The sequence below is a fragment of the Buttiauxella sp. S19-1 genome (assembly GCF_022134725.1).
Classification (GTDB): domain Bacteria; phylum Pseudomonadota; class Gammaproteobacteria; order Enterobacterales; family Enterobacteriaceae; genus Buttiauxella; species Buttiauxella ferragutiae.
Genome location: NZ_JAHWLU010000118.1, coordinates 1 through 14,903 on the forward strand (window position 1 = coordinate 1; position 14,903 = coordinate 14,903).

Annotated in this window: 14 protein-coding genes; 7 read left to right on the top strand and 7 right to left on the bottom strand. The window is 48.0% G+C overall.

What is annotated here, in order from left to right; all coding sequences use genetic code 11:
* Positions 1–332 precede the first annotated feature (332 nt).
* Positions 333–776: a hypothetical protein gene (locus MES37_RS19990; protein WP_237932484.1), complete on the top strand. Its 444-nt coding sequence runs from the start codon at positions 333–335 to the stop codon at positions 774–776.
* Between the two features lie 607 nt (positions 777–1,383).
* On the opposite strand, the gene MES37_RS19995 is transcribed toward MES37_RS19990, so the two are convergent.
* Together MES37_RS19995 and MES37_RS20000 are read right to left on the bottom strand one after the other, a co-directional pair.
* Positions 1,384–2,094, bottom strand: coding sequence for a YnfC family lipoprotein (locus MES37_RS19995; RefSeq protein WP_237932485.1), 711 nt, complete (start codon positions 2,092–2,094; stop codon positions 1,384–1,386).
* A 354-nt stretch (positions 2,095–2,448) separates the two neighbouring features.
* Entirely contained in the window at positions 2,449–3,426 is a 978-nt protein-coding gene (locus MES37_RS20000) for an NAD(P)H-dependent flavin oxidoreductase (RefSeq protein WP_237932487.1), read from the bottom strand.
* A gap of 234 nt (positions 3,427–3,660) precedes the next feature.
* Between MES37_RS20000 and MES37_RS20005 the strand changes: the two genes are divergently transcribed.
* Entirely contained in the window at positions 3,661–4,545 is an 885-nt protein-coding gene (locus tag MES37_RS20005) for a LysR family transcriptional regulator (protein ID WP_237932489.1), read from the top strand.
* 182 nt (positions 4,546–4,727) lie between these two features.
* Positions 4,728–5,174 carry a GNAT family N-acetyltransferase gene (locus tag MES37_RS20010; RefSeq protein ID WP_064545378.1) on the top strand — a complete coding sequence of 149 codons (447 nt, stop codon included), beginning with the start codon at positions 4,728–4,730 and terminating at the stop codon, positions 5,172–5,174.
* Positions 5,175–5,472: 298 nt separating this feature from the next.
* On the opposite strand, the gene MES37_RS20015 is transcribed toward MES37_RS20010, so the two are convergent.
* The 3 genes from MES37_RS20015 to MES37_RS20025 are packed head-to-tail and all read right to left on the bottom strand — an operon-like array spanning position 5,473 to position 7,381.
* A complete protein-coding gene (locus MES37_RS20015) occupies positions 5,473–6,180 on the bottom strand; it encodes a GNAT family N-acetyltransferase (RefSeq protein WP_133521837.1) in 708 nt (235 codons plus the stop codon).
* 37 nt (positions 6,181–6,217) lie between these two features.
* Positions 6,218–6,688 (bottom strand): SRPBCC family protein, encoded by a 471-nt coding sequence (locus MES37_RS20020; RefSeq protein WP_121815364.1) that lies wholly within the window; start codon positions 6,686–6,688, stop codon positions 6,218–6,220.
* A gap of 15 nt (positions 6,689–6,703) precedes the next feature.
* The gene (locus tag MES37_RS20025) at positions 6,704–7,381 is read right to left on the bottom strand and encodes a DUF1571 domain-containing protein (RefSeq protein WP_237932491.1); all 678 of its coding nucleotides are present in this window, start codon (positions 7,379–7,381) and stop codon (positions 6,704–6,706) included.
* A 334-nt stretch (positions 7,382–7,715) separates the two neighbouring features.
* Between MES37_RS20025 and MES37_RS20030 the strand changes: the two genes are divergently transcribed.
* Complete coding sequence (locus tag MES37_RS20030) at positions 7,716–7,979, top strand: DUF1471 domain-containing protein (protein WP_064545387.1); 264 nt, start codon at positions 7,716–7,718, stop codon at positions 7,977–7,979.
* Between the two features lie 84 nt (positions 7,980–8,063).
* Here MES37_RS20030 and MES37_RS20035 read toward each other — a convergent pair whose 3' ends face one another.
* Positions 8,064–8,990, bottom strand: coding sequence for a LysR family transcriptional regulator (locus MES37_RS20035; RefSeq protein ID WP_237932493.1), 927 nt, complete (start codon positions 8,988–8,990; stop codon positions 8,064–8,066).
* A 224-nt stretch (positions 8,991–9,214) separates the two neighbouring features.
* Here MES37_RS20035 and MES37_RS20040 point away from each other — a divergent pair, with 224 nt between their 5' ends.
* From MES37_RS20040 to MES37_RS20050, 3 genes are all read left to right on the top strand, one after another.
* Entirely contained in the window at positions 9,215–10,447 is a 1,233-nt protein-coding gene (locus MES37_RS20040; protein ID WP_064545391.1) for a dicarboxylate/amino acid:cation symporter, read from the top strand.
* A gap of 32 nt (positions 10,448–10,479) precedes the next feature.
* A complete protein-coding gene (metC, locus tag MES37_RS20045; protein WP_237932495.1) occupies positions 10,480–11,670 on the top strand; it encodes a cystathionine beta-lyase in 1,191 nt (396 codons plus the stop codon).
* 290 nt (positions 11,671–11,960) lie between these two features.
* Positions 11,961–13,346 carry an FAD-binding oxidoreductase gene (locus tag MES37_RS20050; protein ID WP_064545395.1) on the top strand — a complete coding sequence of 462 codons (1,386 nt, stop codon included), beginning with the start codon at positions 11,961–11,963 and terminating at the stop codon, positions 13,344–13,346.
* Positions 13,347–13,473: 127 nt separating this feature from the next.
* Here MES37_RS20050 and MES37_RS20055 read toward each other — a convergent pair.
* The coding region (locus MES37_RS20055; RefSeq protein WP_237932497.1) for an acyltransferase family protein at positions 13,474–14,903 on the bottom strand (1,430 nt) is incomplete at its 5' end.

Sequence of the window (14,903 nt, forward strand, 5' to 3'; positions counted from 1 at the left end):
CACTTATATTGGTGAGCCTGTACCTTGGATGGATTGAGTGACAACACCTCCTGTCCTGCCATGGGGGCGTCCGCCATCAGTTGTGAGAGTGATGGAAAACTTCCACTCCTCGCTCTTAGCCGACAGAGATCAATTTATCGGCAGGTTAGTGCCAAAAGCGGAAGTTGTTACAGCAGTTTGTCTTGGTCATTTGGGGCGGTTCAAGGTTTTACTATCCCCTCGCTCTGTTTAACATGGGTACCTGTAGACATGTTGTAATGTCCTGAAACGTTACTCTTGATATGTAGTTATATTCATGAATTCAGATAGGGCAACACGCTTAGAGAGGAAAAATGGATAAATATGCGGAACGACTTACAGGATTTATGCGGGCTGTAGGCTGTATGAATGATGCGGCAAACCGCATATCAGACTATTTTGTGATTAAACTTGAGGAAAGTGACAGCATGCTGACGTCTTTGGCGATGTATCACTCATCCATCACAGATAAGTTTCCGTCCGCATACTGGCACCCACAACTTAAAGCATGCTCTCAAAAAATATTTATGGAGACAGTAGCTTTATGGTTCTTTGAGCATGAGGAAATGCAACTTCTTCCTTCCTCACTCAAGCAGAACCTCCTCGCCAATTTTACAGATGCTCTCAATGAAATGACCGGTATTGCAGAGTTCTTTACTCTTATCACCAGCCCACCAGTGTGGTATGGCTCCCTGCACGAAGAGTTTGTCATTGAAGCACAATATGGCAGATACCTCGTTCATTTCAGTATCCACTGACTCCTTTGTCACAAACCAAAGTCAGCAAAGTGAATTGCGACTGTTTCAGTAGCCACTCTTGTGGGAACAAAAGTGCCAACTTCCGCTTATCGCTCCTAACGGCCAAAATCTAAAGGTTTTCCATATAATGGAACGCTTTCATCAGCTCTTCTTCAGTAAGCGGTGATACCAGACTTGCCCCGGAATCCTCCTCAATTTTTTTCAAAAGCTCACTTCGGGTAATTCCCAGCCTATTCGCCACGTGGTTAGCGCAACTCCGTGCGTGGGACGCTCTGTGTGCAAGGGGGCCTGCTGTATCTAAAACTCTTCTTCTTGATGACGAATGAGACATTAATTCATCCTATAACCGAGCTATCCAACATACAGGCATTATCCAAAAGGCAAAATTGAATCGCCACTGCTTTGGTAGTCATTCTTTTAGTTGGCTGGAGTGCTTCTTGGCTATCGATGATCACATATAACTTCCGCTCCTCGCTCATAGCAGTCTGTGCGCACCCTTCGGGCGGCTTCGTGCCAAGAGCGGAAGTTAACGCATCTGTGTAAGTGAACAAGCTTAATGCGCCATTACATGGATGAGGTTGTGTTGACTCAACCATTTTTAATACATTCAGAAATATTCCGTTTCGTGATTAGAAATCCAGATGAGGATTGAGCCGCGGTAGTCGTCATTAGTGGAAGTTATCAGCGAGCATTTATCTACATTGCCATCTGGGGTGTAAGCACAGCTCTGCTTCACCCGGACAGTTAGCTCCCCTCTTTTTGATGCGACTTCTGAATCAAGAAATTGCGCGCTTCCGGATGGGTAAAAGATGCGCTTGTCCTTTTGGTCTTTGTAGTTTCTTATGCGTACAGGGAATTGGCTATTGTGATATTCATATCGTTCTACAACTTCTCCCGTGCCTCTGTCTATGATTGTTTCAAGCAACCCGCGCACATTATAGCTGAGCACATATTTGCCCGTTTCATTCTCAAATTCAGTGATTTCGCAGTGTTTATTGATTTTCCCGGTAATACGCTGGCCTTTAAAAGAGGTTAGTACGCCATCGTTGTTTACCAAATGGAACTCTCGGTCACTGGCCTTATCAACCATATTGATATTAGTAAAGCACCCGCTGCGATCATATCTAACTTCTGTCATAACCTGCAGTTTACCGTCAACATCTCGGATCCACTGGAGGCTATGTTTTACGTTCCCGGTTGTTGCATCATGTTCGAACAAAAGAGCAGCATTTAAGACCGCAGGTTTGAATTGAGTAGATGCAGCGGCATTAAATGACATTGCCAAAAATAACAGACTTAAAAGCACCCTTGCTTTCATTAGTCATTCCTTTATTAATCTGATCGCACGCTAAGGTGATGGGGGACTCAAGTTATCAAATTCTTTGCGAATAGCCACGAATAGTCGAGATGCCTCCATGCCATTTCTGCCGCAAGCTAAGCGACCGCTCCTCGCTCATAGCAGTCCTAAAGCGTGGTCGCAGCAGCTTCGTACCAGAAGCGGAAGTTACCGAAATTCTAATGTGTCCATCAACCGTGAAGAGAACAATACCCTTGAAGCGGCGGTAGGGAAGCCAACAAATTCAATATCCCTGAACAGACTCATTCTCCGGATAAAAACTGCAGCTTCAGGGCATATAAAATAGTAAACCCCGCCGTAAACTGCGGGAAGCGGTCATATTGCTAATGCATTAACCACTTGAGCTACGGTTTTAATATCTCGAATACTGCCGATGCCGGTACCCAGTGATATATAGCCTTCATCGGTGTTCCCTTCGAGCATCCCTATACGCAAACCGCGTAACCCGCCCATGGTTTTTCCAAGCTCTTCGTTACTGGCTCCCGCTTTATCCATTTGCACCAGTTTCTCTGCCAGCTTACCGGGCAATGAACGATAGTAATCGGGCATGGTGCGGAAAAGCAGCATATCGAGTCCGTCAGAATTGATGATTTTGTCTTTCACTGACTGCGGTACGCGGCTTTCTTCGGTACTGATAAAAATGGAACCGGCAAAAACCCCGCTTGCCCCAAGGGCGTGAGCTGCTCTGGCGGTACGGTTATCGGTGATACCTCCGGCGGCCAGTACCGGGACATTTTGCACGGCATCGGCAATCAGCGGAACGATTGAAAATGTTCCCAGCGCCTTGCCTGGCAAGGTTCCGCCTTCGTCAAAACCGGTGGCGACAATAATATCTGCCCCGGCGGCTTCGGCGAGGCGGGTGTTTTCAGGGGTAGGGTTGATATCGCGGTAGATAATCTTGATGCCCGCGTCTTTCAGTTCGTCAAACAATGCGGGGATCACCGCACCTTCGCCATAGCCTGTATAAACCACAACTTTCACCGCTTCTTCTTTTATCACCTGTAAGATTGGCGGAGTCCATATGTCGTTTTCAGGTGTCGGGATCAGATTGACGCCAAAAGGTTTTTCTGTGAGCGCTTTGGTTTTACGAATTTCTTCACGCATTTTTTCGGCGGTTTCATGTGGCGTAGAGACTGCGGTTTCTGCCGTTAAACCTGCGTTTGGCCCCAGCACGCCTAATCCTCCAGCGTTGCTGACAGCGGCGACTAAACGGGCATCGGTCAACCACGATAATGGCCCCTGAATGACCGCCTTTTCTATGCCCAAAATTTGGCAGATACGGTTATTTTGCATGGCGTAATGTCCTTAATAAAGAGGTCCGGCAGCCTGATACGGCGGCCTTAAAGAGTTTTTATGTTTCGAAATGGCGCTACACAGCCGCCCAGGTTTCGGAATGGGGAGAGTGTAGATCGGAGTATTGTTTAGAAAAATAGTAAAAACAGTTCATCACTATTACGAAATCAGTAACAATGTGGTTATCGGGTTGCGAATTAACGACTCTTACCACTCCTGCGAAAGAAATAAGCGATGCAAATTAATCTCTTTGAATCTATTAGAATTTTTATCGAAATTGTTGAGTCAGGCAGCCTGACGCAGGCGGCGGAGAATCTGCAAATCCATCGTCCTGCTGTCACCAAAGCTCTGCAACAACTCGAGCAACACAGCGGCATTCGATTAATGCAGCGCACGACGCGGCGAATTAACCTGACGCCAGAGGGGGAAGAATTTTACCGCCGCAGTAAACCCTTACTGGCCCAAACGGATGATCTACTGGAGTCGTTTACCGCCGACCGTGTTTTGCGTGGGCAGTTGCGCGTGGATATGCCAATCGCTTTTGCGGCTTTACTCGTCGTGCCAAATTTGCCCGATTTTTACCGTGAGCATCCTGATATCGAAATCATACTGAGCTGCTCGGATCGTCGCCGGGATATGCTGCGCGATGGCCTGGACTGCGTGCTGCGAGTCGGGGAACTGGATGATGGCGACTACATCGCCCGGAAGATGGGCTCCATTAAAATGACGACGTGCGCCAGCCCGGCTTATCTTGCAGAACATGGTACGCCTGAAACATTGGAGGAGTTGCGGCAGCATCAGGCCGTCAATTGGATTAACAGCAGCAGCAGGCAAATTATGCCGTGGACATTTCAGACACCAGGGGGCAAAGCAGAAATTAACCTTTCCGGTAAGCTTGTATTGGATAACTCCGAAGCCTATATCGCCGCGGGTCTGGCAGGGCTGGGAATATTACAGGGGATGAATGTTTTTTTACAACCTTACCTCAACAGTGGCCGCCTGGTAGAAGTACTGACAGACTATCCCGTCCCACCTCGTCAGCTGTCACTTCTTTATCCGCACCGCCACCTCTCCCGTAAGGTAAAGGTATTTGCCGAGTGGTTAGAGAGGTTATTGTAACTTTTAAGTCGAAAGTTGAGATGATTAATGATTAGCCACAACTTCCGCTCCTCACTCAGTGCAGACTTGTTGTCTCTTCAGTCTGCTGCGAGCCAGACGCGGACAAATGCACGCCACACAGTGACAAATAATACCACACAGCTATCATGGCGATACGATGACAATTAACGGATTATAAGATCATGATAAATATGGAAGTGGGTACCCAAATTCATTACCCGATATTACTGAAGGTCTGGGAATCATCCGTACGTGCTACGCATGATTTTTTACAGGAACAGGATATTCAGGCGCTATGCCCCCTGATACTGCATACGTATCTTCCAGGTCTGACTATTACGTGCGCTCGTCTTAGCTGTGACAGTTCGATCGTGGGCTTTACAGGGGTAAGCGAAAATCGCATTGAAATGCTCTTTGTGGATGCAGGTCAACGTGGAAAAGGCATCGGGAAATTACTCCTGTTACATGCTATCGACGAGCAAGGCGCTGATGAACTCGACGTAAACGAACAGAATCCTCAGGCTGTTACCTTTTATAAAAAACATGGTTTTGAAACTGTAGGTCGTTCTGAAGTTGACGGCCAGGGCAGGCCATACCCTTTGTTGCATATGAAGCTACAGAGAACCTAATCTTCCCATACAATCAAGTCCCCCCCTTGCTTATAGCAGTCTGATGGCATTATTTTTCCTGTTTGGTGCCAAAAGAGGACTACGCATACTCTGGAAAAAACATAAGCGAAAAGGGGGCATAATTGCAGGAGCTACGGACCTTTATTCTGTCCCTAAGTGAATGCATTACACTTCACCAATATCATCAATGACCTTTTACCTCCAGCGGCAGTTTCCATTCATTCTTCATGACGGCCCGTCCACACTCGCCGTACTACGGAAAGGCCGTCTTGCTTACCTTGAAGACAAAATAAGTGGTTCAAGGTTTGTTGCTGCGAAAATAAGTTTCAAGCTTCAGCTTCTGCGTACCGTCTTCCGTAAAATTATCAGGCGAAAGCCAGTCTGTAAGAGCCTTTTCTATGACCGGCCATTCAATATCGATAACAGATAACCAGTCAGTATCACGGTTACGTTGCTTACGGGTCATAGCCTGACGGAATCGCCCTTCAAATATGAATCCCATTCTTTCGGCAGCATTTCTTGAAGCCAGATTTAGTGAATCACAGCGCCAGACAACACGACGATAGCCAATGCAGAAGGCATTCTTCAGCAAAAGATAAATGGCTTCCGTTCCCAGTACGGTTCGTTGCATAAGTGGTGACCAGGTAACATGCCCTATTTCCAGCACACCATTAACCGTATCAATATTGTTAAAGCAGACAACCCCAACCGGACGGGCACTTTTTATCTCTGTCACGGCCCATGTCACCAGGTTGCGGTCTTCGATTTTATTTTTAATCCAGAACATCATGTCCTGTAAGCAAGCTGGCTTTTCTGCGCCAAGCCAGGTCCAGTCTCTGTCATCTTCTGCCACAGAAAATGCCTCGAAAAGGGCTTCGCAATGGCTGATTTCAAGAGGTAAGAGATGGCAATGTTGGCCGCGAATTATGCACTGCTTAGGGAAAGGTGCAGGCTGCCAGTCCGGTAAGGAAAAGCCAACGGTCTGACCATAATTATTTGTATTCAAAGATTATTTACCTCTTATTTTTGAAAGAGTCGCTTCATCAATATACTTCGACACGAGTCCCTAATTTGCGGGCCAGCCCTTTTGCTCCATCGCGCATCACCATATGGTGGTTCCAGCGGAAAATGGGTGCTGCCAGCGGCGCGAGGTAGTTCATCCATCGGGTGTTAGTCCGGATATTCCAGTCATACCTGACGATTGTATCCACTCCATTGTCAGAAAAAGACCATACTCCACGTCCTTCAACCTCGCCACTGGCTTCCCCTTCTAAAAGACAAAAGGGCGTAATATTTAATACATGGATATCAAAGGTGATGCGATAGGGGAGCACACCTTTCCAGGTATAACGATGCAAAGCGCCAATCCCCTGAATATCACCTTTCTTTAACTCAATAATCTGCTCCAGACTTCCCCACCACTCAGGCCACAGGTCCGGATGGCAAAGAATATCCCATACCTCCGATACAGAAGCTTCGACCCGCCAGATGGTGCAAAATTTATAGTCAGCCATAGAGCAAAGCTCCCATTACGGCGCGAAAAAAGCAGAGGGGAAATGGAGGTTGATAACCATTGCATCCATGAAGACGGTTTCCAGTAATTTTCCATCCGGGGCGTAACTGACTACTTTGATGGGAAATCCAGATTGCTTATCTAACCAAATCTCATATTGGTGAACAGCATCGACGGTCTTTCCCTCAGGGCCGGCCACGGATAAGTGCAATGTCGATTTGCCCGTTACTATCTCGTCACCAATAGTGGCTGTTGTACCGCCATGTTGCAGACGACGAATATTATTCAGCAGAACGCCTAAGTCTGATTGATCCACCCGATGACCATTACCATCTTGTATTAGTGAATCTGTTGGCAACAGATTCAAAACAGGAAATGTTCCCAATCCAAATGGCCACAACTTAACTTTGCCACTGACCGGGTTATAGATGAGGACGGCGCCGGAATGTGGCGTAGTAAAATCCATCCGTACATAGCCCGGTTTACGATAGCTATAGCGAATGATTTTAGGTTCATCCTGAGGCGAGCGGGAGCGCACCGTAACCTGGTATGACTGGATTTGTTCAAAATGTTGCAGGGAGAGAATAATGGGATCTGTCATGGCTGAACTCTGCGAAAAAGCCGCCGCCACAGCTGCTTTGTCCGCCGCGTATGCAGTGTCGTTAAAGCTAAAGATAAGTAATGTTGTCAGCATTACTGCAAAAGAGACTAAGTCGCTAATGATTGTCTCCTGCCTTGAAATAGCCGTTAAACAGGATCTCCTGAGAACACTATCAGTATGTCGGATAATATCTAAAAGTGTATGGTCCGTTTAAACGGATACTTACAATTGATTCTCGTGTCTATTCGCTTTGCTCAGCGGCTCTTGGATCACAGGGATATCGCATGGACACTGGTTTTCTAAGCGGATCGGCATAGTTGAAGAGCATTTATTTTGAGTCCAATCTGTCCAACAGAACTCCTCATTTCCCTCATTACACCTAAACTTTAAATGGTTATTTTGTATTTCAGTTAATGAGGATGTGATGATGAAAAAGTTATTGTATTTTTCTGCGGTAGTCACCCTTGCTGCACTCCCTTTAATCACCCAAGCCGCCCCAGCCCAGGAGCTACCAAACGGGACCACACTAAAACAGGAGATGGGCTCAGTTTCAGCAAAAGCCAGCACCATTGATGAGCTGGACGCCAAGTTGCGTGCTGAAGCCACTCAACAAGGCGCAAGCGCCTATACCGTCACTTCTGCTTTCGATAATAACCAGGGCGTGTACGGAACCGCGACTCTCTATAAATAACGTTTTATCACCAGACAGGATGTTTCATCTGGCAAGTTAACGGCTCCCTTTAATGGGAGCCTGCCATTTTTTAGGACGGAGAAATCATCCCGGGATCCAGTTGTCCCATACGGGTAAAGGACCGAGTTCCGCCACCATAAAATCAATAAAAGATCGTACCTTGGGATTACTGTACTTGCTGGGAAAATACAGCGCATACAGAGCGTGGGTTTCGCAGGTGATGATACTGTCGAGCATCAGCGGGGTGAGTTCTTCTTTTTGAATATGATCACCAATCAGATAGGTGGGTAAATACGCCACGCCCTGATCTTCTAATACAGCCTTCAACAGCACCAGGCTGCTGTTGGCCTGGATTGGCATATTTAGTTTCAACTGGTGCAGGCGATCCTGTTCGTCTGCGACCTTCAGCACCGGCGTGAGGCCAGGGTAAACCAGACAATCATGATCCACCAGGTCGCTACGGCGCTGGGGCATCCCTTTTTTAGCCAGGTAACTGGGCGATGCGCAGTATGCCCAGCGGATTGGCACCAGCTTGCGCATTGCGTAGTTTTGCGGTGGTGCAGTTGAGATGCGCAGCGCGATGTCGAAATCTGTTTCGTTAAGATTGACGAAGTTATCGTTGAGATCGATATACAGATTCACATCCGGAAACTGAGAGCGATATTTATCCACCAGATTCACCAGGCGGGAATAACCGAAAGCGATGGAACAGGTTATCCGTAATTCACCATGTGGGCGGTGATAATAACCGGATGTTATATTCAGAGTTTCATCAAATTCTTGTAGTAATTTATTGGCGCGGTTAAATAAATATTGCCCGGCATCGGTCAAGGTGATACTGCGGGTGGTACGTTTAATTAATGTTGTACCCAGCGTATCCTCCATGGCCGTCAGGCTTTTGCTTACCGCTGAAGGCGATACGTTAAGCTGAGTAGCCGCTTCAGATAATCCTCCGCAATCGATGATTTTGACGAAAAACTCTAAATGCTTCAGTGAAATCGGCGTCCCCATACTTTCCTTTTATTCACAAGTGATTTGCAAAAACGGTACAAATAGGCCGTTACATTCGCATTTTAAACATGTAACTATTGAATCACAGGAAACAACTTGCTGGCAAAATGAAAAAATAGCAACTTAAGTGAGTTACGTCACAAAATATAAGGAGGCGAAAAAGAAAGTCATCAAATTGTGAATTTAATCTCATTTAATATAATTTTAATTAAAAGGTACCGGTTATGTGGTCACGACTTGAACCCTACAGATCGTCTATTATTTTATTAATTGCACTGGTTATTGGTGGGTTGTTAGGTATATACGCCCCAACGTTTGCAAGTACACTCCAGCCAATAGGGCAGATATTTTTAAACCTGTTGTTTATGATTATTGTGCCGCTGGTAGGGATCAGCGTCATGTCTTCTATCGCCAGTATGACCGACCTGAAAAGGCTGGGACGTATTATGGCGATTATCTTCATTGTTTCTATCTCGATGGCCTTTATTCCTGCTGCCGGGATTGTGGCGCTGGCGCTATGGTATAACCCCGCGCAGGGCGTCACTATCGATCTCTCACAATCCGTGCAGGCGGGCAGTGGAAAGATGGATTTTGTCAGTATGATCACCACGAATGACTTTATCGGGTTGTTCTCAAAGTCCAATATTCTGGCGCTGATCGTAATGGCGATTATTGCAGGCGTTGCGATTGGGCAGTCGGAGCAGGCGGGTAAACGTATTGCATTGCTGCTGGAAGATGCCAATACCGTCATCATGAAAATCGTTTCAATCATTATGAAAGTGGCACCGATAGGCCTTGGCTGCTATTTCGCCGCAACGATGGCCAGTCAGGATTCTGCCCTGTTGTTAACCTTTGCCCGTGCGATTGGCCTGTTTATGGTTGCCACGCTGGTCTACTTCATTTTCGGCTCTATTCTCTATTCATACATCGGTGGCGGAATTCCTGCGGTCAGAGCCTTCTGGCGTAATGCGATTGAACCTTCGGCAACTGCGCTGGGCACCTGTTCTTCACTGGGTACGCTACCCGTTACGCTGCGCGCCGGTAAAGCGATGGGGATTAACCCGGAAATCGTTGATGTGTCCATTCCGCTGCTGGTCAATCTCAATAAAGGCGGCGTGGCGATGATTGCCGCGTTGAAAATTGTCTTTATCTATTCCGTGCTGGGAATGGAATTCACCACCGAGACTTTCTTCCTGACAATGCTGATTGCTGTCCTCTCCGCCATTATCGTCGGCGGCGTACCGGGTGGTGCGTTTCTGGGAGAGATCTTTATTGTCACCACGCTAGGACTACCGATGGAAGCGATCCCGATGCTGGTGGTGCTGGGCACGATTACGGATGCACCAGCCACGCTGATTAATGTTATCCACGATTTGAATGCGGCACAGATTGTCGAGCGGTTCGCTGGTAAAAAGCAGACCAACGCCGAAATTAGCTCTACTGCCGCTGTTGTATAGGTTTTCACACGGATTAAAGAACAGGAGATGTTATGAAAGACGCAATTAAGCTTGAAACTCAACTGGTCGTCGCCGGACGCGACAAACGTTTTACCCAAGGGGCGGTGAATCCAGTTATCCAGCGCGCTTCTTCGTTGGTGTTCGATACCGTGAAAGATAAAAAGTTTGCTACGGCCAATCGCGCTAACGGTGAACTGTTTTACGGCCGTCGCGGAACCTACACGCACTTTGCCTTTCAGCAGGCAATGAGCGAACTGGAAGGTGGCGTGGGCTGCGCGCTTTATCCGTGCGGTGCAGCAGCGGTAACCAATGCAATTCTGGCATTTGTACAAAGTGGTGACCATATTCTGATGACGGGGGCGGCTTATGAACCAACCCAGGATTTCTGTAATAAGATCCTGAGTAAATTCAACGTTGAAACCACATATTACAATCCACTGATTGGCGCTGGCATTGTTGACCTTCTCCGCCCAGAAACTAAGGTGGTGTTCCTGGAGTCGCCGAGTTCAATCACTATGGAAGTCCAGGACGTACCGGGGATGGTGAAGGCAATCCGCGCGGTGAGTCCGGAGATCGTCATCATGATCGATAATACCTGGGCGGCGGGCGTGTTGTTTAAAGCACTGGATTTTGGGGTGGATATTTCCATTCAGGCGGGTACTAAGTACACCATTGGCCATTCAGACGGCATGCTGGGTACGGCAGTCTCTAACGCCCGTTGCTGGGATCGTCTGCGTGAGAACTCCTATCTGATGGGACAAACGCTGGACGCCGACACGGCTTACAACGGTAGCCGTGGATTACGCACGCTGGCGGTGCGTCTTAAACAGCATCAGGAGAGCAGTATTCATATCGCCCGTTGGCTGTCGGCAAGACCGGAAGTCGCTCGGGTGAATCATCCTGCATTACCTGAATGTCCAGGCCATGAATATTTTCAGCGTGACTTTGCTGGTAGCTCGGGTCTGTTCTCGTTTGTACTGAAAAAGAGACTGACTGACGAACAGATGGCTAATTTCCTCGATAACTTCTCATTGTTCCACATGGCCTATTCCTGGGGTGGATTTGAGTCGTTAGTTCTGGCGAATCAGCCGGAGGAGCTGAACAGTATTCGCCCTGCAGGAAATGTCGATTTTAGCGGAACGCTAATCAGAGTGCATATTGGGCTGGAAGATATTGACGACCTGATTGCCGATCTGGAAGCCGGATTCGCCCGTATCAGTTAACCGGTTGTAATCAAGGCCGGATGGCGTCGACGCTTATCCGGCTTAATTAATCTTGCAGGCTTTGCTCAGCCATTCATATCAGCCCCTTAGGGGGGGCAAATATTCGCCATCAGGCGCTATCAAAATCAAACCTATTCCATCAAGAAAATCCCGTCTCAGCTAGATGAATAATCCGGTGTTGACTCTGATTCAGGCCAGAGCAAAACACTTCCCAATAAATACCCTTCAAAGCATCAGCGCTCAGGAAATCAACCATAATTAGTAGGGTTATTCAAAGCCAGGAGACAATCATGAAGGAGTTACTAAAGGTAAATATCGACGAGTTCAAAAGCCATTTTCTGGGGGAAGTGATTCTTCCTGACGAGGCTGGCTACGACGAGGTTCGCCAGATCTGGAATGCCATGATCGACCGTAAACCTGCACTGATAGCACGCTGCATCTCACCTGAGGATGTCATGCAGGCCATCGAATTTGGACGAACGCAAAATCTCCTCATTTCAATCCGTGGAGGAGGGCACAACATCGCGGGCAATGCCGTGTGCGACGACGGTTTGATGATCGACCTTTCACTGATGAAGAAAGTGCAAGTGGATCTCTCCACCAGAAGGGCCAGCGTCGAGCCAGGCTGCACCCTGGGCGACTTTGATGAGGTAGTGCAGGCACATGGCCTTGCCACGCCCCTGGGCATCAACTCGACCACCGGTGTGGCCGGCCTGACACTCGGTGGGGGGTTCGGCTGGCTGAGTCGCAAGTACGGTATGACTATAGATAATCTGGTCTCCGCGGAGGTTATCACCGCAGATGGCAGCCAACTTCACGCCAGCGAAACAGAAAATGCGGATCTCTTTTGGGGGCTGCGGGGCGGGGGTGGCAATTTCGGAGTTGTGACTCGCTTCGAATTCCAGCTCCATCCCGTAGGGCCGAACGTGCTGAGTGGGCTTATCGTCTTTCCGTTCTCTCAGGCAAAACTTGTTATCTCGCAGTTCGCCCGGTTCACCGAGACGATGCCGGAAGAGCTCAATGTTTGGATGGTCACGCGTAAGGCGCCTCCACTTCCGTTCTTGCCCGACGACGTTCACGGGAAAGAGATGGTCGCGCTGGCGCTGTGCTATGTGGGTGACCCTAAAGAGGGCGAGAAGCTTATCGAGCCGCTACGTGAGTTCGGCACGGTGCTTGGCGAGCATATCGGAGTTCAGCCTTATATCGCCTGGCAGCAGGCATTCGACCCGCTATTGTCGAAGGGGGCGCGCAATTACTGGAAGTCACATAACTTCTCGCAACTCAGTGAGGGCGTTATCGATGCCATCATCGAATACGCTGCCAGATTGCCATCACCTCAGTGTGAGATTTTCATCGGGACGATTGGAGGCCAGACAGCAAGCGTCGCGCCCGATGCTATGGCCTACTCAAGCCGGGATGCCAATTACGTGATGAATGTGCACGGTCGCTGGGAGTCAGCCGCCGAGGATGAACACTGCATCGCCTGGGCGCGCGAATTCTTCGCTAAGTCACAACCGTTTGCCAGCAGCGGTGCGTATATCAATTTCCTCACCCAGGAGGAGAGCGACCGTATCGCTTTTGCTTACGGTGCAACCTACAACCGACTTGTGGAACTCAAGAATAAGTACGACCCGACGAACCTCTTCCGGATGAATCAGAACATCAAACCGGTATGAGACCAGGTATTGCGCCTAACAACAGTATGTAGCCGAGACGCTACGCACACTGTGAATGCCAGAGGTTAGGCGCAGTCACGATGCAGCTCCTATTGCGATGGGATGGGTATCGACTTCATCGGCATATCTATCCATTCCCCGGTGATTTAGTCAGCTCGGTATATTCCTCTGGTTCAAATGCTTGTCGGAACATCGGTATCAATAACTGACTTCCAAACTCACTTAGATGATTATCATCAGAGTAGAGCGGTTGACCACCCTGGTTACCCCAGCAACGACCACTGTGGCAAAGATAAGGTAGAGGGTCGAGAATTTTGACCCCACACTGCATCGCGGCCTCATCTTGCGCATCCCAAATCACCTTTTGACGTTGCTGATATTCTTTCAGTGAAATAGATATATCGCGGGCGGGGTTGCCAAACATAAGCGCTCTGGCCATGGTATTGGGAACATCCATTGCCATCTCAGGGATTGGGCGAACTAAAAATACCCTTTGGCTGTTTTCAATGGCACACATGGTTTTTATTAATTGCGCTGTAAACTGTTTATTTAAATTTGGGTTTGGTCGATCATTTGGGGTGTCAAAGTATCCCATCGGGATATTAAAAAAAGCATCTTTTTCATTTTGCCCAAGGAGAGCAAGAGAACTTCTGTTAGCAATAAAGACCAGTTTGTTTTTGTACTCGTGATTTAGTAATTGAATGGCTTTATCATTAAAAGTTTTACAATCATCATTAATATCTTCCCTTCGTTTAAAATCTAATACAGTCGGGCAACTGGCATAATCCATCTCAATAACAGAGCCGGGTGCAACATCAGCAATAACAGATGCCACCATACCTGCATGGCTATCACCTAATACAATAGCTGTTAGTTCACCTTCGCCATAACTACATTTCGGCGACTCACTACCTTCGCCAGGCGTAAGAAGGCAATCTTGCATACGGGAAGCGTTGTTAAGCTTCGGAGTCATCGCCATTTCAATCGCCGGATTAATACGGTTCTCCAGTTGTTGATAACGAGCCCCCACAGCCAGTAATACGGTACACATCACGGCCGCTCCTAATACCCAATTTTGCTTACCGGGCGATACCGAAGCGAGTACTTTACGGGCCGGGTTTTCTACCAGGAGTAAAGAAGCCTTACCCAGTAACACACTCAATATTATTCCCGCCACAATCCAGCCAGGATGGTACTGCTTGCTGGCATAGGTCAACGCGACCACTAAGGGCCAATGCCAAAGGTAAATAGAGTAAGAACTGGCGCCGATTTGGCGGGCGATGATATTGGATGTAAAAATAGACTGCTGGCGATTAGCAATTAAAACTAACATCGCACCCATTACTGGCACCATGGCATAAACACCGGGCCATGGTCGGGAAGAATCAAATAATGTCACCGACAGTGCCATTAATATAAAACCGATAAACTCTAACACGCGGGCAAGTTGCTGCGGCATGGAATGTTGGCGAGTTAGCCACCACACCAAACTACCGGCTAACATTTCCCAGGCGCGCGTGGGTAATAAATAGAATGCGCTCCCGGGTAACCGTGGGC

What these genes read in the sequence shown, in the direction of transcription:
- MES37_RS19990 (WP_237932484.1), top strand. Translation starts at nt 333, where the DNA reads ATGGATAAATATGCGGAACGACTTACAGGATTTATGCGGGCTGTAGGC.
- MES37_RS19995 (WP_237932485.1), bottom strand. Translation starts at nt 2,094, where the DNA reads ATGAAAGCAAGGGTGCTTTTAAGTCTGTTATTTTTGGCAATGTCATTT.
- MES37_RS20000 (WP_237932487.1), bottom strand. Translation starts at nt 3,426, where the DNA reads ATGCAAAATAACCGTATCTGCCAAATTTTGGGCATAGAAAAGGCGGTC.
- MES37_RS20005 (WP_237932489.1), top strand. Translation starts at nt 3,661, where the DNA reads ATGCAAATTAATCTCTTTGAATCTATTAGAATTTTTATCGAAATTGTT.
- MES37_RS20010 (WP_064545378.1), top strand. Translation starts at nt 4,728, where the DNA reads ATGATAAATATGGAAGTGGGTACCCAAATTCATTACCCGATATTACTG.
- MES37_RS20020 (WP_121815364.1), bottom strand. Translation starts at nt 6,688, where the DNA reads ATGGCTGACTATAAATTTTGCACCATCTGGCGGGTCGAAGCTTCTGTA.
- MES37_RS20025 (WP_237932491.1), bottom strand. Translation starts at nt 7,381, where the DNA reads ATGCTGACAACATTACTTATCTTTAGCTTTAACGACACTGCATACGCG.
- MES37_RS20030 (WP_064545387.1), top strand. Translation starts at nt 7,716, where the DNA reads ATGAAAAAGTTATTGTATTTTTCTGCGGTAGTCACCCTTGCTGCACTC.
- MES37_RS20035 (WP_237932493.1), bottom strand. Translation starts at nt 8,990, where the DNA reads ATGGGGACGCCGATTTCACTGAAGCATTTAGAGTTTTTCGTCAAAATC.
- MES37_RS20040 (WP_064545391.1), top strand. Translation starts at nt 9,215, where the DNA reads ATGTGGTCACGACTTGAACCCTACAGATCGTCTATTATTTTATTAATT.
- metC (WP_237932495.1), top strand. Translation starts at nt 10,480, where the DNA reads ATGAAAGACGCAATTAAGCTTGAAACTCAACTGGTCGTCGCCGGACGC.
- MES37_RS20050 (WP_064545395.1), top strand. Translation starts at nt 11,961, where the DNA reads ATGAAGGAGTTACTAAAGGTAAATATCGACGAGTTCAAAAGCCATTTT.